This window comes from Pseudothermotoga sp. (genome assembly GCA_025060105.1).
Lineage (GTDB): Bacteria > Thermotogota > Thermotogae > Thermotogales > DSM-5069 > Pseudothermotoga_A.
Window position 1 is genome coordinate 98,080 of record JANXCS010000001.1, and the last position, 19,854, is coordinate 117,933.

General features: G+C 42.8%; 20 protein-coding genes and 1 pseudogene. 19 read left to right on the plus strand and 2 right to left on the minus strand.

The annotated features are described in order from the left end of the window. Positions 1–122 precede the first annotated feature (122 nt). From NZ875_00515 to NZ875_00560, 10 genes are all read left to right on the plus strand, one after another. Positions 123–1,190, plus strand: a complete 1,068-nt coding sequence (locus NZ875_00515; protein MCS7174223.1) for a MoxR family ATPase — start codon at positions 123–125, stop codon at positions 1,188–1,190. After that, a complete protein-coding gene (locus tag NZ875_00520; GenBank protein ID MCS7174224.1) occupies positions 1,190–2,365 on the plus strand; it encodes a VWA-like domain-containing protein in 1,176 nt (391 codons plus the stop codon). The genes NZ875_00515 and NZ875_00520 overlap by 1 nt, the downstream gene beginning before the upstream one ends. Further along, positions 2,362–3,150, plus strand: coding sequence for a DUF4895 domain-containing protein (locus NZ875_00525; protein ID MCS7174225.1), 789 nt, complete (start codon positions 2,362–2,364; stop codon positions 3,148–3,150). The genes NZ875_00520 and NZ875_00525 overlap by 4 nt, the downstream gene beginning before the upstream one ends. Before the next feature lie 358 nt (positions 3,151–3,508). Further along, positions 3,509–4,612, plus strand: coding sequence for a tetratricopeptide repeat protein (locus NZ875_00530; GenBank protein ID MCS7174226.1), 1,104 nt, complete (start codon positions 3,509–3,511; stop codon positions 4,610–4,612). Next, positions 4,597–5,310, plus strand: coding sequence for a prepilin peptidase (locus NZ875_00535; protein MCS7174227.1), 714 nt, complete (start codon positions 4,597–4,599; stop codon positions 5,308–5,310). The genes NZ875_00530 and NZ875_00535 overlap by 16 nt, the downstream gene beginning before the upstream one ends. Before the next feature lie 23 nt (positions 5,311–5,333). Further along, entirely contained in the window at positions 5,334–5,834 is a 501-nt protein-coding gene (locus NZ875_00540; GenBank protein ID MCS7174228.1) for a lytic transglycosylase domain-containing protein, read from the plus strand. Beyond that, positions 5,815–7,344, plus strand: coding sequence for an NAD(P)H-hydrate dehydratase (locus tag NZ875_00545; GenBank protein ID MCS7174229.1), 1,530 nt, complete (start codon positions 5,815–5,817; stop codon positions 7,342–7,344). The genes NZ875_00540 and NZ875_00545 overlap by 20 nt, the downstream gene beginning before the upstream one ends. Continuing rightward, positions 7,341–8,480 carry a tetratricopeptide repeat protein gene (locus NZ875_00550; protein MCS7174230.1) on the plus strand — a complete coding sequence of 380 codons (1,140 nt, stop codon included), beginning with the start codon at positions 7,341–7,343 and terminating at the stop codon, positions 8,478–8,480. The genes NZ875_00545 and NZ875_00550 overlap by 4 nt, the downstream gene beginning before the upstream one ends. After that, positions 8,477–9,406 (plus strand): tRNA (guanosine(46)-N7)-methyltransferase TrmB, encoded by a 930-nt coding sequence (gene trmB, locus NZ875_00555; GenBank protein MCS7174231.1) that lies wholly within the window; start codon positions 8,477–8,479, stop codon positions 9,404–9,406. The genes NZ875_00550 and trmB overlap by 4 nt, the downstream gene beginning before the upstream one ends. Then, a complete protein-coding gene (locus NZ875_00560) occupies positions 9,403–10,413 on the plus strand; it encodes an NAD(P)-dependent glycerol-3-phosphate dehydrogenase (protein ID MCS7174232.1) in 1,011 nt (336 codons plus the stop codon). Before trmB ends, NZ875_00560 begins: the two co-directional genes overlap by 4 nt. Here NZ875_00560 and dnaA read toward each other — a convergent pair. Both dnaA and NZ875_00570 read right to left on the minus strand, forming a co-directional pair. Continuing rightward, positions 10,382–11,707, minus strand: coding sequence for a chromosomal replication initiator protein DnaA (gene dnaA, locus NZ875_00565; GenBank protein ID MCS7174233.1), 1,326 nt, complete (start codon positions 11,705–11,707; stop codon positions 10,382–10,384). The two genes, NZ875_00560 and dnaA, sit on opposite strands and share 32 nt — an antisense overlap. A gap of 146 nt (positions 11,708–11,853) precedes the next feature. After that, positions 11,854–12,036: a ferredoxin gene (locus tag NZ875_00570; protein MCS7174234.1), complete on the minus strand. Its 183-nt coding sequence runs from the start codon at positions 12,034–12,036 to the stop codon at positions 11,854–11,856. An 89-nt stretch (positions 12,037–12,125) separates the two neighbouring features. Between NZ875_00570 and NZ875_00575 the strand changes: the two genes are divergently transcribed. The 9 genes and pseudogenes from NZ875_00575 (at position 12,126) to pgsA (ending at position 19,853) form a co-directional block, all read left to right on the plus strand. Beyond that, complete coding sequence (locus NZ875_00575) at positions 12,126–12,797, plus strand: lipid-binding SYLF domain-containing protein (GenBank protein ID MCS7174235.1); 672 nt, start codon at positions 12,126–12,128, stop codon at positions 12,795–12,797. A 52-nt stretch (positions 12,798–12,849) separates the two neighbouring features. After that, positions 12,850–14,826, plus strand: coding sequence for an excinuclease ABC subunit UvrB (uvrB, locus tag NZ875_00580; GenBank protein MCS7174236.1), 1,977 nt, complete (start codon positions 12,850–12,852; stop codon positions 14,824–14,826). Continuing rightward, positions 14,810–15,574, plus strand: coding sequence for an inositol monophosphatase (locus NZ875_00585; GenBank protein ID MCS7174237.1), 765 nt, complete (start codon positions 14,810–14,812; stop codon positions 15,572–15,574). Before uvrB ends, NZ875_00585 begins: the two co-directional genes overlap by 17 nt. Beyond that, the gene (locus NZ875_00590) at positions 15,571–16,221 is read left to right on the plus strand and encodes a deoxynucleoside kinase (protein ID MCS7174238.1); all 651 of its coding nucleotides are present in this window, start codon (positions 15,571–15,573) and stop codon (positions 16,219–16,221) included. Before NZ875_00585 ends, NZ875_00590 begins: the two co-directional genes overlap by 4 nt. A gap of 1 nt (position 16,222) precedes the next feature. Beyond that, the gene (locus NZ875_00595) at positions 16,223–16,897 is read left to right on the plus strand and encodes a deoxynucleoside kinase (GenBank protein ID MCS7174239.1); all 675 of its coding nucleotides are present in this window, start codon (positions 16,223–16,225) and stop codon (positions 16,895–16,897) included. A gap of 23 nt (positions 16,898–16,920) precedes the next feature. After that, positions 16,921–17,502, plus strand: coding sequence for a helix-turn-helix domain-containing protein (locus tag NZ875_00600; protein ID MCS7174240.1), 582 nt, complete (start codon positions 16,921–16,923; stop codon positions 17,500–17,502). After that, positions 17,490–18,026: pseudogene (locus NZ875_00605) on the plus strand (DUF4416 family protein). Before NZ875_00600 ends, NZ875_00605 begins: the two are co-directional and overlap by 13 nt. A gap of 1 nt (position 18,027) precedes the next feature. Then, positions 18,028–19,338: a 30S ribosomal protein S12 methylthiotransferase RimO gene (gene rimO, locus NZ875_00610; protein MCS7174241.1), complete on the plus strand. Its 1,311-nt coding sequence runs from the start codon at positions 18,028–18,030 to the stop codon at positions 19,336–19,338. Continuing rightward, positions 19,335–19,853, plus strand: a complete 519-nt coding sequence (pgsA, locus tag NZ875_00615) for a CDP-diacylglycerol--glycerol-3-phosphate 3-phosphatidyltransferase (protein ID MCS7174242.1) — start codon at positions 19,335–19,337, stop codon at positions 19,851–19,853. Before rimO ends, pgsA begins: the two co-directional genes overlap by 4 nt. Position 19,854 lies beyond the last annotated feature (1 nt).

The window sequence follows — 19,854 nt, forward strand, 5'->3', positions numbered from 1 at the left end:
TTGTGAAGAACACACCATGAAATTTTATCCGAGATGTTTTAAACAAAAATCTCACATTGGATATCGAGATCACTACAATTTGCAAGAATTGTTCTATAATGTTTCAGTCGGGAGTGATGCGTTTGACGATCAATGAAGCAAAATTTCTCTGCAAGAAGATCATGGAGGCTGGAGAAGTTCCACTGCTCGTAGGGCACTTCGGTGTAGGAAAAACAGATATAGCAAAGCAAATCGCCATGGAAACTGGTAGAAAGATCATCATACTCATCCTTTCGCAGATGGAACCTGGTGACTTGATAGGCCTTCCTTCGCGCCAGGAGGATAGAACAGTCTTTCTGAAACCAGATTGGTGGCCAGAAAGTGGTGAATGTCTCATCGTCTTGGACGAGATAAACCGTGCCCACAGATCGATAAGAAATGCAATCATGCAATTGCTCATAGACCGTCGTATACACAACCACATCCTCCCAGAGGGAGTCTGGATCATGGCTACGATGAATCCACCAGACGAAGAATACGACCAAGCAGATCTAATAACAGATCCAGCGTTCATATCTCGTTTTTTCGTTCTCCATGTGAGCCCGACGGTGGAAGAATGGAAAGAATGGGCGAAGATCAATGGAGTCGATCGATGCGTTATAGAGTTCATCGGTAATTATCCTGAATTTCTTTATGTGAATTCTCCAATGTCATTACGCGTTGAACTGAAGCCAAGTCCGAGGAGCTGGTACAAACTGAGCAACGTTTTGAGACTGCTTTCGGAAGAGGAAATCGCTAGGTATGGTTACACTCTCGCGTCAGCCATCGTTGGACCGGAAGCTGCGAAAGCGTTCATCGAGTTCAGTGGTTCAGAATCAATACCCATGCCGCGCAAGGTACTATTGGAAGGTTTGGAAAAGGCGTATGCGATCGAGGATGTGGACAAATCAAACTCGCTCGTCGTGAGATTGATAGATTATCTTTCAAAATTGAGCGATCAGGAAGTAGAGTTTTTATCATCGCACGTTACAAGAGTGGCTCAGAATATAGATAGGTTATCCTCAATATTACCTAGAGATTCCTTCTACGCGTTGATAAGGTTCATAACAGATAAAGCCAACAATGGTGAGCACCACTCACAATTTTTCGAGCTTTTGCTGGAGAAACTTTCTGCTTTTGACAGCACGAGGACGGCTTTGAAGGATCTATGATGGACAAGATACTGGCTAAACTGGCGAAACGTTCACCTTTCTACATGTACTTGTTTTTGAACATGTCTAGACGTCCCTCGCTTGAAGCAGAGAAATTGTATATTTCCTTGAAGAATGGCAAATTCACTGTTGTGTACAATCCGAGATGGGTCGAACAAAAGCCAGAACAGTTCGTTGAAGCTTTTTTGATCCATCAACTCATGCATCTGATAAATCTTCATTTTCTCATTAAACCGAAGGATGATCGCGATAGAGCGATATGGGATCTAGCCATGGACGCAGCGATCAATCAACACATTCCTGAGCTGGCAGCGTTTGGAGTACCATTAAACTTGCTCGTAGAAGAAGGTCACGGTGTGGACAATGAGAATTTGTTCGTGCTTCCACCTGATTGGATGCCCAATAAGAGTGCTGAAGAGTACCACGAGTGGATCGTGCAAGAGATGGAAAAACTTGGTCGATTCGATGTTGTAGTTGTAGCAAAAATGAGGGAGAACAGATTCGATTCCCACAGCGAAATGTTTGCGGAGCATGATACAGACATGATCCTTGAACTCAGTCAGAGTCTCATTTCAAAAGCTTTCAACCTTTATGGAAGTGAACTCCCATCTGGTGTGCGCAGAATGGTTGAACTTTCCATTCTCAGGCCTTTCTTGAATTGGAAAGATACTCTCAGAAGGTTTGCAGGTGTTTCCGAGTACGGTGAGCGATACCTCACTCCTTTGAAACCGAACAGGAGATATCAGGATCAACCGGGGTGGAAAGTTGCAAACGCAGCAAGGCTTGGGATCATCGTCGATACTAGCGGTAGCATAATTCAAGAAGAATTGGATGTTTTTTTCACAGAAATAGAGTCATTATCACGCTACGTGGATACAACTCTCATCTTAGTCCAAGTAGACAGGGCCGTCAATTTGAAAGTGAATTACACCAGAGGCATGTGGAGGAATATGCAGATCATCGGGGGTGGCGAAACGGATCTTCAACCTGCAGTGGATTACCTCGAACATAACCATAGGCCTGAAGGTATTGTCATCTTTACGGATGGTTTTGCAGATCTTCCGAAAGTGAAAAGGAGAGTATTGTTCATATTGTCAAAGTATCACAACGATGAATTCATCACCCAAGCACGTAACACTTACGGTCGTTCAAGTGTGGTGGTGCTCAGTTGGTGAACTTTGGTCCAAAGAGTATCACAAACAAGCTCAGTAAAGCTTTGGAAAAGATCGAAGTGAGTAAGTTATTGAGCCAAATGGAAAATTTGAAAGAGAAGTTGGATCAATATCACAAGCATGTAGTGCTGGCTTCTGTTGGTGAGGTTCATGGTTTCTATCTTTTTGGTGCCGTAGATCACCTCGGTAGGAAGTTGGCGGGACTCTCGATCTCAAATCCTTTCGAGAGAAATTTACCCATATACGTACTTCAACAGCAGGTGAGTTTTGCCGAGATTTATGAAGAGTTATTTGGTATCCAACCTCAATTTCATAGGTGCGGTATTGTGAAGCTTCCCTTAAATTTCAAAGCGATTTGTGTGGTAGGGGATGAAGACTTTCTTGGTAAAGAAATTTTCAAAGAGAAAGTCTACGGAGAGAAAAAATTGTCCTTTGCAGAGATAATAGATGAGCTCATTTACAACAAGCTGAAAGCTCTCAACAGCTCAACGATAGGTTTAATAAAGATCCGTTTGCTCGATGAAGGGATACTTTGTTTGGTGGAGGTTCCAAAAGACATCGACAGATCCCACGTACCTCTACTGGCAGAAATAGCTCACATTCTCAAAGGGAGATATACATTCACTTGTAGGACAAAATATCAAAGTATAGTTTCGGCAGCGCCTGTATTGACAAGTTTGTGTATTGATTATGAGCATTTTCTCAGAGGATTCGACGTAGGAGCTTTTTGCCAAGAATTTTCAAACAAGTTGATGAAAGCTTACGAATGTGTTTTGCGAGCGATTTAAAAAGAGGGGGCAATGCCCCCCAAAGTGTGAGAAGGTGCTTGTATGGGTAGAGGTTGCTGGTGGCCGCCTGTGTGTTTCACTTTCATAATAACATCTCCCATCAGTGTTTTTCAGTTCCTTAATCATGGCTTATCCACAGCGTTTCGGTATTTAACATGAGTTGTAATGAGTTTTTTCCATCAGTTCGTTTTGTAAATTCAATGTTTTTGCGTGCTGTCGAGGATTTGACAATCTTGGCTTGCAATTGAATTGAGAGAAATGGCGTTTTTCCTCAAACTTGGCTCTGTTCAGTATCGTTTAGAGTTTGGGAGGACGTTGTGCAAGTTTTTGAAGATATGGGTTATAATGTAAAGCAGAAGTGAAACGAAGATTTCAAGGGAGTGGTCCTGTGGAACGAGTCATTGACTTGATCATTGGGGAAAAGAGTGTCCAAATCACCACAGACACACCGTTCGTTGTGATCGTTAGAGATTTGTTTTACGACGGAGATTGGCACACAATGAGGCAAGATCTGAAAGACAAGAAAGATGTTATTGAGGAAATCGAAAAGTGTCTTTGCATTGAAGAAAGTGTGGTCCTGTTGAATGAAACTGTTTATGAACCTGTATGTTTTGATGAGTTAAAAGATTGGCTTGAAGAAAAAAAGATCTTCCCAAAAGATTTCGTTCATGCTTCACTGGCAGGATTATACGATCTGGCTTTGGATTATGCAGATAAGGATCTTCATGAGGAAGCTTTCAAGGTGATCAGATACATGCTCGAGGTAGACAAGAATTATGCCCCTGCTTATGAGCTCTATGGTTCTCTTCTCATCGAAAAGGGAGAGATCGAGCAGGGGATCAGATACTTGGATAAGGCGATTGAGATTGATCCATGGTTGGTGCCCGCTTATTCCTCTCTGGGCGAGGCTTATTACAATAGTGGTGATTATTTGAGAGCAGTTTCCTATTGGGAAAGAGAAATCGAATATGCTCCAGACAATAAACTCACTTATTTCATGTTGGCCGATGTTTACAGAAAGCTGAAAGCTTATGATAAAGTGTACGATGTATTAGAACGACTTTTAAAACGTGATCCGGAGAGCATCGTGACCATGTATCAACTCTCACAAGCTTACAAAGATGCTGGAAAAATCGAAGAAGCACAACGAATGGAGGAAAAAATCCTCGCTTCAAGGCCGACGCGCATGGAAGATATAGAACCATGGGCGAGAATGCAATTGAAACGTGGAAATTACAAACTTGTTCAGGAGTTTCTGAGCTTGCTTCCAAATTCTGAGAAGGTCAAGCCTTACGCTAAGCTGCTCCTCGCACTCTGCGAGTTGAAGCAAGGAAACCAAGAGCGAGCCAAGCAGGCATTTGCCGAAGTTAAAGACCAAAGTCCTTGGTATCTGTATGGAAATAAAGAATTTTTCTCCGAACTCCTCACTGAGGAGGAAATGCGTGCTTGTGGTATTTCTTGAACTTCTTACTTGGAGCCATCGTTGGTAGCTTTTTGAATGTGGCGATATACAGATTACCAAGAGAACATTTGACTCTCGTTAAACCTCCAAGATCCATCTGTCCCAAGTGTGGGGTTACGATCGCTTGGTATGACAATGTGCCTATATTGAGTTATTTCATCCTGAAGGGAAAATGCAGAAATTGTGGTGAGCGTATAAGTTTGAGATATCCCCTTGTTGAGATCATGAACGCCCTCGCATATTTGGCAAATTCTTTCATATCTAATAGATTGCTTTCCTTTTCGATGTGTTTGTTCGTTTCTTGTGCGATAGTTATCAGCTGTATTGACTTGGAATTCTTAGCTATACCAGATGTAACGCTTGTTTTAAGCTGGGTTGCAGCTGTCCTGATCTGGTGGACGAAAGGTTTCGTCATCTTGAACATATTGGGCGCAGTAGCCGCGATGTGCCTCTTGTGGTTCTTGGGTATGGCTTATAAAGGTGGTATGGGAGAGGGAGACATCGTGTTGATAGGAGCCATTGGGCTCGCTGCAGGTTTCATGGAATCTTTTTACGTGCTGTTTGCCTCGTCCGTTTCAGCGATAATATATGCAGTTGTGAAGGGAAAAGGGAAACTTGAACTAAAGCAGAAAATCCCGTTTGGTACATTCTTGGCACCGGCCGGTTACATTGTCCTGTTGATCAACTCACTTTTTTGAGCCGTTTCTGAAAGGGGTCATCGATGAACGGTTCTAAGTATTTCTCGATGTTTCTTCTCTTCGCAGTTTGTATCACGGCTTTTGTAATTTACAGGTTTTTTCCTATCAGGTATTACGACATCGTCTCAAGAGAGTGCAAAGAATTGGACCCTTTACTTGTGATGGCGTTGATAAAAGTTGAGAGTGGTTTTCGAGAGGATGTGGTATCCCCCGCGGGTGCAGTTGGACTTATGCAAATAATGCCTCAAACCGCAGAATGGTTGAAGAGTAAATTTAAGCTGAGTGGGGACGTTCGACGTGCTGAAGACAACATAGTGTTTGGCTTATTCTATCTGAGGTACTTGAAGAATTTGTATGAGGGCGATGTGGAAAAAGCACTCATGGCTTACTATGTCGGGCCATCGCGTGTGAGTGAGTTCGAGCAGGAAGCGGAGAATTATCTGAGGAAGGTGATCAGATACTATAAAATATACAGGGCACTCTACTTTTGGATGAGGTGGAAAAATGAAAGTAGTCACCTATGAAGAGATGAGGACACTAGAGCGTTTGGCAGAAGAATCGTTGAAAATACCTGCTTCTTTTCTTATGGAGAGAGCGGGGTTAGCTGTCGTGTTAGCGCTCGAACAGGAACTCGGTGATCTTTCGAACAAGTCTTTCCTTGTTTTGTGTGGTACTGGAAACAACGGTGGAGATGGCCTAGTGACGGCGAGGAATTTGCTAGATCATACGGACATGGTGTGTTGTGTCGTCGTTGGTGAAGAAGAGAAGATGACGAGTTTGACGCGTGAAAATTTTGAAAGACTCAAGTTGCTCGGGGCTGATATCAGAAAATTTGGCATAGATGTAAACTTTGACGATCTAATCGAATTGATAAAGTCGAGCGACGTCATCATAGATGCTCTACTGGGTACTGGGGCACGTGGAGAAGTCAAAGAACCGTTGATGGATATCATCAAATTAGTGAACCTTTACGGTAACTATGTTGTTTCAGTTGATCTTCCTTCAGGCTTAGAATGCGACAGTGGTAAAGTACTAGGTATAGCTGTGAAAGCTTCTCTCACGATTACTTTCGCTTTTCCAAAACCGTGCCACGTACTTTTTCCTGGCAGAGAGCTGACAGGAAAGTTGAAAGTGGCAGATATAGGTATACCAAGATCTCTGGCTGCTTCGATGAACTTGAAAAGAAGCATTGTAACAAAAAGTTTGGTGAGAGAAATACTGCCGGAGAGAAAAAGAGATTCACACAAGAAAACTTTTGGCACTTTACTCGTAATAGCCGGTTCTCGTCAGTATTTGGGAGCACCAGTCTTGACATGTGTCGGGGCGTTGAGAAGTGGTTGTGGTTATGTGAAGTTGTTCAGCTATGAGGAAGTTGGACGTTTGGCGATATGGAAAGAACCTGGTTTGGTCTTTTCTGCTATCAAGGGTGAAAGACTATCTTTGAAGGATGTTGAATCGGCGATAGAGTTAGCAAAAGAAGCGGACGCAATCGTTATTGGCCCTGGATTAACATGCGAAGCAGAAGTGTGCGAATTTGTTTCGAATTTTCTCAAATTTGTTGAAAAACCTATTTTGATTGACGCAGACGGTCTCAATTGTATTTCAAAAGATTTGAGCATTTTAAGATCGTTACACGCACCTGTGATCATGACACCGCATCCTGGGGAGTTTTCGCGTTTAACTAAACATCCCATCGATCAAGTCAGATACAACTATCATTTGGTCGAACAGTTTGCTCTGCAACACGGTGTTATTGTGGTGCTGAAAGGCGCAACCACGATTGTGAGCGACGGAAAGACTACGTATTACAATTTAACCGGAAATACTTCGCTCGCAAAGGCCGGTAGTGGTGATGTTCTATCTGGTATAATCGGAGGCTTTCTCGCACAAGGCGTGAAACCTTTAGATGCCTGTTTGTTGGGTATCTACGTTCACGGAATTGCGAGTGAGAAGTACCACTCGAAAGAGGGGACCATGCTGGTCAGCGAGCTGGTGGATCTCATACCGTATGCCATTGAGGAGGTGGCCAAATGAGTGATGCGGTTGAAAGACTGATTAGAGAACTCATAAGAGAGAATCAGTTGTCCAAAGCACGTGGTATTTTGAGTATTTTTCAAGATGACTATCCTCATTTGATGCTCGAACTCGAGGCTGCGTCTGGTAACTGGATGGCTGTACTGAAGTTGTACGAGCGTTTGAGTGAAGAAAAAAAGGAGGAATACAAGACTCTTTACAAGACAGCCCAGGAACGAGTGAAGGAAAACTACAAAGAGGACATCAAAGACTCTTTTGAAGAAATGGACAGGGCAAACCTTGAAGGTGCGATGGCTATATTGGAATCTGTTTCTAAGACTTATCCAGAGTTGGTAGAAGTGATCGCATTGAAATTAGAATTGGCTCGAAGAAAGGGGGATAAGGCCAGAGAAAAGATCTTCGAAGATCTTTTGAAAAAACTCGATGCTTCCCATCCTACCTTGCTGAAGAAGTCAGAAGGGGTTCGAAAACTTTCGTTCGACATGATCATGTTGGTTTTGATTTCAGCCACACTCATTTTCAGCATCTTAGGTGTGCTTTTCTCCGGTCCCAGAAAAGCTGAGCTTTCAAAGATTTTTGAGGAAAAACTGGCACCGATCTCCGAGCAGACGAAAAATCTGAACGAGATGTCGAAACGATTATCGATGCAGATCGGATCCGTCGAATCGAAGCTTCAAGAGATGACTCAAACTGATGTTAAACTCGCCCAGGACTTATCAGTACTGAAGAGTCAAATAAACGGTGTTCTTTCTGAAATTGAATCCAGCAGGCAAGTTGTTCTTGATGCAGTCGATCAAATCAAACAATTGCTTATTACTACATCTTCTGTCAGAAAAACTTACACGTTGCAATCGGAATTCGATACTGATACTGCGCGTTCTATTTGGTTATTTGGCTACAGTCTTTACAAAAAAGGTTATTACCTGGATGCCGCAGAATTGCTCAAAAGTTTGTTGAGTCATCTGAAAAATGATCTTTACTTCAAGGATGACGCACATTATTACATGGCTTTGAGTTATTACTACGCTGGTAACAATGAAGAAGCCAAGAGGGCTTTCGATAGTTTCTTGAAAGCTTATCCGACAAGTCAGTACGCTGGTTATGCAAAGTCATTTTTGAGTCGGATAGGACAATGAATTTGTCTGTCTTTTCTTACTGTGTCGATGCTAGAAGATTGTCTCTCCCGATTGAGTGGAAAGAGATTTTCGGGAGAGAAGCAGAGTTGGTGGTTGAACTTGGTTTTGGTAATGGGGAATTCCTCGTGGAACTTGCTAAGAAAAATTGCTCGAGGAATTATGTTGGTTTCGAAACCTCACTCACCAGTATCGTCAAGGTTCAGAAAAAGATCCATTCAGAAGGTCTAACGAATATTCGTGTCTTCATGGTTGACGGTTTTTTTGGTTTAAGAGAGTTTTTTCAGGACGAGTCAGTTGAATCAATTTACATCAATTTTCCTTGCCCTTGGCCAAAAAAGTCACATTCAGATAGAAGATTCACAAAGAGTGAGTTCGTTCAAACGGTAGCGGCAGTTCTCAAAAAGGATGGTTTCTTTCAATTGACGAGCGATGTGGATTGGTACGTGAACGATATGACCTGTTTGATTAAAAAAAGCGGATATTTTGATGAAATCACAGTTTTGAAGAATGAAAATGTGGTATTTGGAACACGCTACGAGAGGAAGTGGATATCGCAAGGAAAAGCGAGTTACACCGTCAAAGCCATCAAAGTGAAACATGCGACAGTTGAGAGATGGACCTGGGGAGAGATAGAAATGCCTCACGTACATGTGAAAAACATAGACACTGAAAAACTGCTTCAATTGAAAGGACAAATCTTTCAACACGATCGTGGAGTGTTCGTGGTGAAGGATGTTTATGAATCGGTGAATGAATACTTACTCAGGATCGTGTCCAACGAGTCCAATTTTCAGCAAAGATATTTTATCAGCGTTGAACGAAAGGGTGAAGGATGGTTGATCAAGCTGGACCCTGATGCTTTTGCCTATAGAACTTTTGTGGTCAAATTCTCTGTAAAGAAGATCGCCGAGGTGATAAGTTCTTGAGATTCTCGATCCTGGGCGCCGGTAGTTGGGGAACAGCGTTTGCGAAGTTGCTCGCGGAAAATGGCCACGAAGTGCTCATCTGGGCCAGACGAGCCGAAGTTGCAGAAAAAATCAATAAAGAGCACAAGAACGAATATCTTGAAAGCATTGAGTTACCTAGAGCTATCAGAGCCACGACAGATCTGAACGAACTACAACTGTTCTCTGATATTTTTGTACTTTCGATCCCTGTTAAGCACATCAGGGAAGTTGTGAAGCATGTCCAACCTCCCCCAAAAGTCGTTTTGAATCTGTCTAAAGGGATCGATGAGGATTTAAAAACCGTTAGTCAAATCATAAAAGATATCTGGCCAAGGTCATCATACGCTGTACTCTCAGGTCCGTGCCATGCAATCGAAGTTGCCAATAAATTTCCCACCGCTGTCGTGATTGCATCGAAAGATGTCGAGTTCGCCAAAACTATTCAACTTGCAGTGAGCAACTCATACTTCAGGGTATATCTGAGTGAGGATGTCATTGGAGTGGAAATCTGTGGAGCTGTCAAAAACGTCATCGCCATAGCAGCCGGTATAATAGATGGTCTTGGTGGCTGGTACAACGCGAAATCTGCGCTGATCACACGTGGTTTGCACGAGATGGTACGTTTTGGTCTTGCTTTTGGTGCGGAAAGTCCATTGACATTCATGGGGCTGGCTGGAATAGGGGATCTCGTGGTTACTTGTCACAGCCCATACAGTAGAAACAGACAAGTTGGAGAGAAGGTTGCTAGAGGTCTAAGGTTGGTTGACGTACTTTCTTCTATGAAAATGGTCGCTGAAGGTGTTCACACCGTTAAACCACTTCTAAAATTGGCGAAGGATTTGAACGTTGAAATGCCAATTTCTCGAGAGGTTTATGAAATACTCTTCAATGGGAAAGACCCCAAATTGAGCATAGAACAACTAATGAGAAGACCTTTGAAGATGGAGAGCAATTTCATAGTAACTGACCTGCCGTCTTTTCTCTGAAAAGTTCCTTGACTTTGTTCAACATCGATTCAAGGGATTTATTAGTCCTAAGACTGATTTCAAATTTTTGAATCGTGTTCGAGACTGTTGGATGAGATCTGTTGAACATCTCGGCGATCTTTCTGAGCGAAAGATTCATATAGTTCTTTGCTACGTACATACCCAGTTGTCGCGCGACGATCGCGCTATCTTTCTTACAACTACCCTTGAGTTCTTCTGGTGTCACATTAAAAAGTTCGCAGAGGATATCGAATAACCTCGTTTCAACGGATTTACACTTTGGTTTGACCGGTTCTATGGATAGGATCTGTTTTGCTCTGGAAAGATCTATCTCTTCATTGTAGATTTGCTTGTGCATCAACAGTTTAACGATAGCACCCCTGAGCCGTCTCAAATTATCATTGAAATGTTCTGCTATCAGTAACAAAACTTCTTCAGGGAGATCTCCATTTTCAAACATAACCATTTTTTGAGCTATTTTGAAGCATGTCTCTATGTCTGGTTTTTCTATTTTGACCACGACTCCCATTTGAAAGCGACTTATGAGCCTGTCTTGGAATCCATCAAGCATCTGTGGATCTCTATCTGAACATATGACGATCTGTTTACCTGCATTGTAAAGTTCATTGAAGGTATGAAAGAGTTCCGTCTGAATTCCGTTTTTCCCTATGAGAAACTGTACATCATCCAGTAACATCACATCAATCTTGGATCTATAGCGTTCTCTGAATTCCTGAGTGGTACCTCGTTGAATAGCTTCTATCAGCTCGTTGAGAAAACGTTCACTGGTCAGATAAACCACCCGTAGTTCAGGTTTATGTTTGAAGAGATAATGTCCTATAGCTTGGAGTAAGTGTGTTTTCCCCAAACCAACGTCCCCGTAGATGAAGAGTGGATTATACTTGCCGGGATTCTTAGCTGCTTCAAGGCAAGCACTGTAAGCAAACATGTTACTTGGGCCAGTGACGAAGTTTTCAAATGTGAATATGGGATTTAGGGGTGTAAGAACGAGTGGTCTTTTTCTGACCAACGGCTCACTTTCGTCTTCCATCGGTTGATCTTGGAGAGGTGCGTATTCTATCTTAAAATCAATGGAACGATTGAAGACCTCTTTGAGTGTCCGGGCTATGAGATTACCGTACTTCATCTCCAACCAGTCTTTTATGAAGAGATTCCCAACTTGAAAGACGACACAGTTCTCCCCTATTTCCTTAACTTCGAAAGTACTGAACCAACTATCCCAAACCCGGCGGTTCAACTTCGCCTTCAAAGTTTCAATGATTTTCTCCTTCATGATGAGACCCCTATCTCTTTCGAGGTGAGCAATTACTATTATGTCTCTAAATAAGTGTGGGATCAAGGAACAGAATTGTTTATGTTCTAAAAAACTTCCATCCAGGGGGTTAAAATGAGGGAAAAGAGGCGGGGTTCCGCCTCTTTTCATTCTTCGATGTGGATCGCTCCTGTTGGACAGCTGTCAGCGGCATCGCGTGCGCAGTTTTCTTCGGTTTCCGGTTGGAGAACCTTTGCCTTGCCATCGTCCGCCAGCTTGAAAACTTCTGGACAAAGGCTTTCACAGACACCGCATCCGATGCAAGCAGCTTCGTCAACCCTGACTCTCATTGGAAACACCTCCTGCTGTTTTTAAACCTAAGTCTTATTATAGTAGAAACTACATTGTGGTAGTAAACTTCTAAGAGGAGGTGTTTAAGGTGAAAAGGGTGGTGATTTTCTTGATATGCGTTCCTTTATTCGTTTTCGCAGTTTCCGCAAATGAGAGGCTCAATTCAGCCCTTTCGATCATGAAAGAGCTTTCGAATGTTCCTGACAGTGGTGCTTTTGTTGAGTTGTTGAGACAGTCGGAGGGTCTAGCGATTTTTCCTTCGCTGATCAGGATTGGCTTGGTCATAGGAGGTCAATACGGTGAAGGCTTTCTCCTCAAGCGCGACGTGGCAAGAGGTAAATGGTATGGGCCTGTGTTTCTGAAACTCACAGGTTTGAGTTTGGGAGCACAGCTAGGCATTCAAAATGTCGGATTGGTTCTCGTTTTGATGAACGAACAAGCTGTGAAAAGTTTGCTCTCAGCCAGCGTGACGCTGGGCGGGAACGTCAGTATAGCTGCCGGACCATTGGGTAGATCTCTCTCCGCCGAGACTGACTACAAACTTCAAGCGTCGATATATTCTTACTCTGTGAGTAAAGGTTTCTTCGCTGGCTTGTCCTTGCAGGGTTCCATGGTTCAACTGGATAACGACGCCAATAAGGAGTACTATGGTACTTTGTTGACAACCGAAGAAATGATGAAACGTGAACCCAGCACCAGAGAAGCGGTTGAGTTGATAAAATTTCTTAACAGTTTAATTTACTTGCAACCTGGAGATTGAAGATATCACGACCTCATACTCAAGTTGATTTGAAGATGGGGGTATCAACGTTTTGTTCCAACTCATCAGTGATTTTGAGCCCACAGGAGATCAACCTCAGGCGATTGAAAATCTCGTTGACGGTGTTCTGAGAGGTTATAGGTTTCAAACCCTAATAGGTGTGACCGGTAGTGGTAAGACTTTCACTATGGCCAACGTCATTGCTCGCTTGAATAGGCCAGCTTTGATTGTGTCACCAAACAAAACCTTAGCAGCGCAGCTTTATAGCGAGTTCAAGTCATTCTTTCCAGAAAACAAGGTTGAGTATTTCATCAGTTATTACGATTATTATCAACCAGAGGCGTACGTGCCTTCTAAGGACCTTTACATAGAGAAAAATGCTGATATAAATGACATTCTAGTGCGCATGAGGATGTCAACCTTCAAATCACTCAGGACGCGAAGAGACGTAATAGTCGTTGCGAGCGTATCTTGTATTTACGCTTCGGGAGATCCGGCAGATTTCGACAACATGAATATTCAACTGCATGTCGGTCAAAAGATTGAACCACATGAATTGGCCCGAAACTTAGCGAGAATAGGTTATACCAGGAGCAACGAAATCACCTTGAAAGGATGCTTCAGATTGGTAGGCGATGTACTCGAAATATTTCCTACGTATCAAGAAGAAGGTATCAGAGTCGAGTTTTTCGGTTCGATAGTGGACAGAATAGAATCTTTTGACAAGTTGAACAGAACCATCAGCGAGGAGTATCAGAAAATAACTATTTATCCAGCCGTAGAGTTCATCACCACCGAAGAGAAACTGGAACGAGCTGTGGAATCTATAAAAGAGGAGTTACAATCAAGGCTTCAAGAATTGGAGAAAGAAGGAAAACTTTTAGAAATGCAAAGACTTCAACAAAGGACGATGCATGATTTGGAGCTGTTGATGTCGATCGGTCATTGCCCAGGTATAGAGAATTATTCTAGACATTTTGATGGACGTAAACCGGGTGAGCCACCTTACACGCTCTTGGACTATTTCGATGAAGATTTCATCGTTTTTATAGACGAATCTCACATCGCAGTACCACAACTGAGAGCCATGTGGCGTGGGGAATTCTCAAGAAAGAAGAATTTGGTCGATTACGGTTTCCGATTACCTTCTGCTTATGATAATAGGCCTTTGACTTTTGAAGAGTTCCTGAAGAAGGTTCCACAAATCATTTTCGTTTCAGCCACACCTGGGCCTTTTGAATTACAAGTGAGTGAGCGAATAGTTGAACAATTGATCAGACCAACAGGATTGGTTGATCCAGAGGTTGAGGTGCGTCCCACCAGAGGACAGGTAGACGATCTCGTTTTCGAGATTAAGAAAGTTGTAGAGAGAGGTGAAAGAGCTCTTGTGACCGTGCTCACAAAGAAAACTGCGGAGCGTTTGAGTGAGTATCTAACAGAGCTGGGCATCAGATCGCTTTATATACATTCAGAGCTCGACGCCATTGAACGAATCGAGGTTTTAAAAAAGCTTAGAAGAGGAGATGTAGACGTCGTTGTTGGCATAAATCTGCTCAGAGAAGGGCTAGACCTTCCAGAGGTTTCTTTAGTCGCCATAATGGATTGCGATAAGGAAGGTTTTCTGAGATCTGAAACGACTTTGATACAGATCATGGGTAGAGTGGCTAGGAACCTCAATGGAAAAGTTCTCATGTACGCAGATCGCGTGACGCCCGCCATGCAGAGAGCCATACAAGAGACGAATAGAAGAAGACAGATCCAAATTGAATACAACAAAAAGCATGGCATAGTACCAAAACCCATCATAAAACCTCTGCAAATGGAAGTATTCGAGCAGTTCATGGATAAGAAACCAAAACTGGATTATTCAGATCTCACAAAAGATCTCGGCTTGGAAGAGCGTATTGCAATTTTAGAGGAAGAAATGTACAAAGCTGCAAGTGAACTGAGATATGAGGATGCAGCTGTGCTCAGGGATGAAATATTCAGGTTAAGGGAGGAGTTGAGAAAGAATGAAACCCATTTGTGAAGCCGCAAAGATGGCCGGAGAGATGGCTATGGATTTTCTTAAAAAGGAACTTTCGGTGAGCACGAAGAGCATGAGGGCAGACGTAGTGACTCAAGCAGATGTAGAATGCCAGAAGATCATCGTTGAGGCTTTGAAAAAGTACTATCCGGAGGCAATTTTTATGTTGGAAGAAGGTTTTGAGGGGATGAGTATACCCGAAGGGGAAACGGTCTTTGTGATTGATCCTATAGATGGGACTTTGAACTATTCACACTCTCTACCGTATTTTGCCGTGAGCATAGCGATGCTCAATTTTGGAAAGATCGTAGAAGCAGCAGTGTATATCCCTTGGTCAGATGAGATGTTCTACGCAAAGCTTGGTGAAGGAGCCTTTATGAACTATAAGCGTATTGTGAATCGCAGAAAGCCCAGTATCGATAGATCACTTCTGGTCACAGGTTGGCCTTACGATGAAACGAAGTTCAACTGGGCAATAAGAAGTGTTGAGAAACTTGCGGGCCTTTGTCAAGAGGTTAGAGTGATAGGGTCTTCAGCCCTCGAGCTTTGCTATTTGGCACAAGGAAGGTTCGATGGTTATTGGGAAGTTGGCTTAAAACCTTGGGATGTAGCTGCAGGTGTTTTGATTGCGAGAGAAGCGGGGATAATTGTGGAAGGACTACGGGGTGAATTCAACCTGGAAAGCGGCGAGATAGTAGCAGCGGTGCCGTCGATCTTTGGGCAGCTGAAATCTGCTCTGGTTTCACTGTGAAACCTAAGATCGTGGTCGAGGGAACAGTTGGGGCAGGTAAGACAACTTTGATCAATCTTATTTCCGCAAGGCTCAAGTTGAAGCCGCTTTTCGAGTTGACCGATGAGAAGCTTGTTGAGTTACTAAGCCTTTTCTACGTTGATCCAGCAAAGTGGGGTTTTCATCTGCAGATGTATTTCTTGACAAAAAGATTTCAGCAAATGGAGCTGGCGAAAAAATTGGGTAATGTGGTGATGGATAGGTGTATATACTGCGACCACATCTTTCCGATGGTCCTTCTGAAAAGGGGTGAGATGAGTCGACTGGAGTACGAAATATACAAAGAAATTCATAACGAATTCTTGAGATACTCTTCACCTCCAAAATTAATGATTTATCTGCGCTGTTCAACACAGACAGCGATAGAAAGGATCAAGAAAAGGGGACGTGAATGGGAACTCACCATCGATGAGAATTACTGGTATGCCCTGAATGAGGAATATGAAAATTTCTTTTCAAGTTATAGCTTGTCTCCTCTACTGATAGTAGAATCGGATCGGCTGGATGAAAATTTTCGAGGGATTGAAAACGTCGTTTCTTCCGTCTTGAAAGTTCAACGTAGAGGTGTTTGGATTTATGATGGTGACAAATTGGTGAGGAGGAGCTGACATGCTCGAGATAATAGTTGAAGGAACGGTTGGAGCAGGGAAAACGGCTATGGTGGAAATACTTGAAAAGGAACTGGGTATGAAAGCTTTTTACGAAATGAACGATAAACTTGCCGATCAGTTATTGGAAAGATATTACGCAGACAAACATCGATGGTGTTTGACGATGGAGCTTTATTTCTTGCATAAAAGATTCCTTCAGTTACAGCAAGCAAACCAAATTGATCGCGCTGTGATGGATAGATCCATGCTGGGAGATCTAGTCTTTGTGAAGATGCAAAAACAGATGGGATTTCTCCAACCTGTAGAATACGCAGTGTACGAGCAGTTTTATCAAACCATGTCGAAAATATCACCACAACCCAGACTGTTGATATACATAAAATGTGAAGTTAAAACAGCAATGGAACGAATAAAGAAAAGAGGCAGACCTTACGAATTGACAGTCGAGCCAGAGTATTGGTATCAATTGGTGAGGTTTTACGACGAAACATTCTTTTCCAATTTGAAGGGAAACGTTTTGGTGATCGATGGAGATGAGATAGACTTCGTTGAAAACGAACATCATCGCTTGTTGGTGCTGAAAGCCATTGAAGAAAGTCTAAGGCTCGGAGGTATCCATTGGTTGAGCAGCAACGGAGCGAGAAACTTGGAAAACTGGTATAATAAGGTTTAGGTCAAGCCTGAGGTGTGGTTTTTGTGGAAAAAGAAAAGTGGAAGACAATCGGTGAAGTTTTGAAAAAAGCGCGGGAGGCGCATAACTTAAGTCTTGAGCAATTGTCGCAAAAAATAGATGTACCTATCTGGAAACTCAGGCTCATAGAAGAAGGGCAGTTCGATAGAGTTGATGCTCCATTCTACGTAAGATATTACATAAAATTGTATGCACAGGAAGTGGGTCTCGATCCAAATCAATTGATAGGCGAAGAGGATTTTTCGAGGGAGGAAGTAAAAACCGCTGGTAAGATGAGGAAAACTCCGTTCTCCGAGATGCTCGATCTGACGATGCTTGTGATATTTTTTGCCGCACTGCTTCTTTTCGTCTATTCGGTGATCAGATTTTTTGGTGTGCTTCACGAACCGAACGTAAAACTCGTTAACACCAGTAATCAAGCTATTCTTTTGGATGGCAAACCGGTGGCACCAGGTGAGTCTGTCTTGTTGAAAACTGGAAGCAAATATGAGATCAAGAACAACAAAGGTGGTTGCACCATAATTTCTGCCAATAAACAGTGGTTAGTGAGGATCGAAAATTTTGAGGTGGTATTGTGGGAGAGGTGAAGAGACCAGAACTTGTGAATTTGGTCATCTTTGCCTTTTCACAGTACATAGATTATTGGGTGGAAGCTCTGAAGCCAGAGCTTGAGTTTGCTTTTGGAAAAATAGATTATATTTCAAAAAAGCTGCCTTTCAGCATTTATACAAGTTATTACGATAGGGAACTCGGTTCCGACCTTTGGGGAGTGCTACTGAGCTTTGAAAGGCTGATTCATCCATTCTTACTTGCCGATGTGAAGCTCTACACGAATGAATTAGAAAAAAAGTACAGCGTGGAAGGCAAAAGGAGGTTCAACCTAGACCCAGGATATGTACATCATTCGAATTTTGTTTTGGCATCCACAAAATCATGGGGTAATAGGGTGTATTTGAAAAACGGTGTGTATGCCGAGGTGACCTTACTGTATCTCTCTGGTGAGTTCAAACATTGGGAATTCACTTACCAGAATTACAGGAACGATGAGTACAAACAAGAATTGAAGAAAATCAGAGAGCTTTACTTGTCGAAACGGAGATGTTTTTTAAAGGGTGAGGAGATCGATGAAAATAGGAATAAAGGTTCTAGGTTGTCCAAAGAACGAAGCGGATTGCGATGTTTTGGAGGCAATCCTTCGGAGCAGGGGCCATGAGATTGTAAGAAATGTGGACGAAGCCGAGTTGATAGTAATAGATACTTGCTGTTTCATAGAAGACGCGAAGAAAGAGTCGATAGATGAAATACTTGATTTCATAGAATACAAGAAGAAAAAGCCTTTCTTTCTATGTGTGAAAGGTTGCCTTGTGCAGAGATATGCCCCACAGCTGGTAAAAGAGCTGCCAGAAGTGGATGCGTGGTATGGTGTATTGCCTCCTCAACTCCTCGTAGAGGCTCTCGAAAAGAAAGTCGGCTTCATAGTAAGAGAACCAGATCCAATCTATGACTGTGCTCCTCGCTCAAAAGTTGGCAGTTACGCTTATGTCAAGATTGCCGACGGGTGTGACCGTTCGTGCACTTTCTGCGCCATTCCAACCTTCAAAGGTAGATTCAAAAGCCGTAGTATTGAAAGCGTCCGCTCAGAAGTACAAGAACTCGTTCAAAAAGGAACAAAGGAAATCGTGCTCGTCGCTCAGGACACGACAGCTTACGGTGTGGATCTTTATGGGAAGCCCTCCTTGTCTTCCTTGCTCAAGGCTCTAGATCAATTAGATGGTGATTTCCGAATAAGGGTTATGTATATGCATCCAGATCACTTCAATGAAGAGATACTGAAAACTTTTCACGAATCGAAAAGGATCATTCACTATTTTGATTTACCGGTTCAGCACGGAAGTAACGAGGTACTGAAGTTGATGGGAAGGGCGAGGAGGAGTGAAGAGCTTTTGGATATAATTTTTGAGATACGTAAGTTGCTGCCAGATGCTGCAATAAGATCGAGTATCATCGTAGGATTTCCTGGTGAAACGGAAAAGAACTTTGAAGAACTGTTGTATTTCTTGAAAGTGGCTAAGTTCGAGAGGCTCGGTTGCTTTATCTACTCGGAAGAAGAGGGAACGCCCGCAAGTGGACTGCGGAACAAGGTTGATGAGGAGACAGCGAGAGAAAGGTTTGAAGAGGTGCTGTTTTTGCAAGCAGAGATAGCTAAGGAAAGGTTGAGTAGGTTCCTTGGAAGAGAGCTGACGGTACTCGTAGAAAGATCTGTGAAAGGTCATTACATTGGCCGTTCCCATTTAGATGCGCCGGAGATAGACGGGGTGATTCGAATACGTAAAGATAAAGATTTAAGATTGAGCATACCCTCTTATCGAAACGTTAAGGTAGTGGACGCAGATGGGTTCGATATGAAAGGAGTGTTCATATGAATATACCGAATCTAGTAACACTTTCTAGGCTTGTGATCACTGTTCCGGTGTTTCTTACTATCGAATTAGGCCGTTGGGAGTGGGCACTATTTTTCTTTGTGGTGGGGTCGATAAGTGACTATCTAGATGGTTTTCTTGCCAGAAAATTGAACCAAGTGACCAGCGTTGGCAAGGTTATTGACCAAATTGTGGATAAAATCTTTGTGAATTCCACACTCATCGCACTCATACCTATAGTACCAGCTTGGCTTGTAGCGCTCATTGTGTCGAGAGATATCGTCGTGAGTGCCGTCAGAATCCTGGTAGCCAGCAGAGGAACCATAGTACAGGCAAACTTGTACGGAAAGGTGAAAACAGTAACGCAGATGGTTCTTGTCGTCGCTGTGCTAACCTTCAGAAGCTTTACGTTGTCCCTTGACTTGATTGAGCTGATATTGATTTATCTCTGTGCTTTCTTTACATTGTTATCCGCCATAGTGTACGTGTATCAAAACAAAAAAGCACTGGGGGGATAAA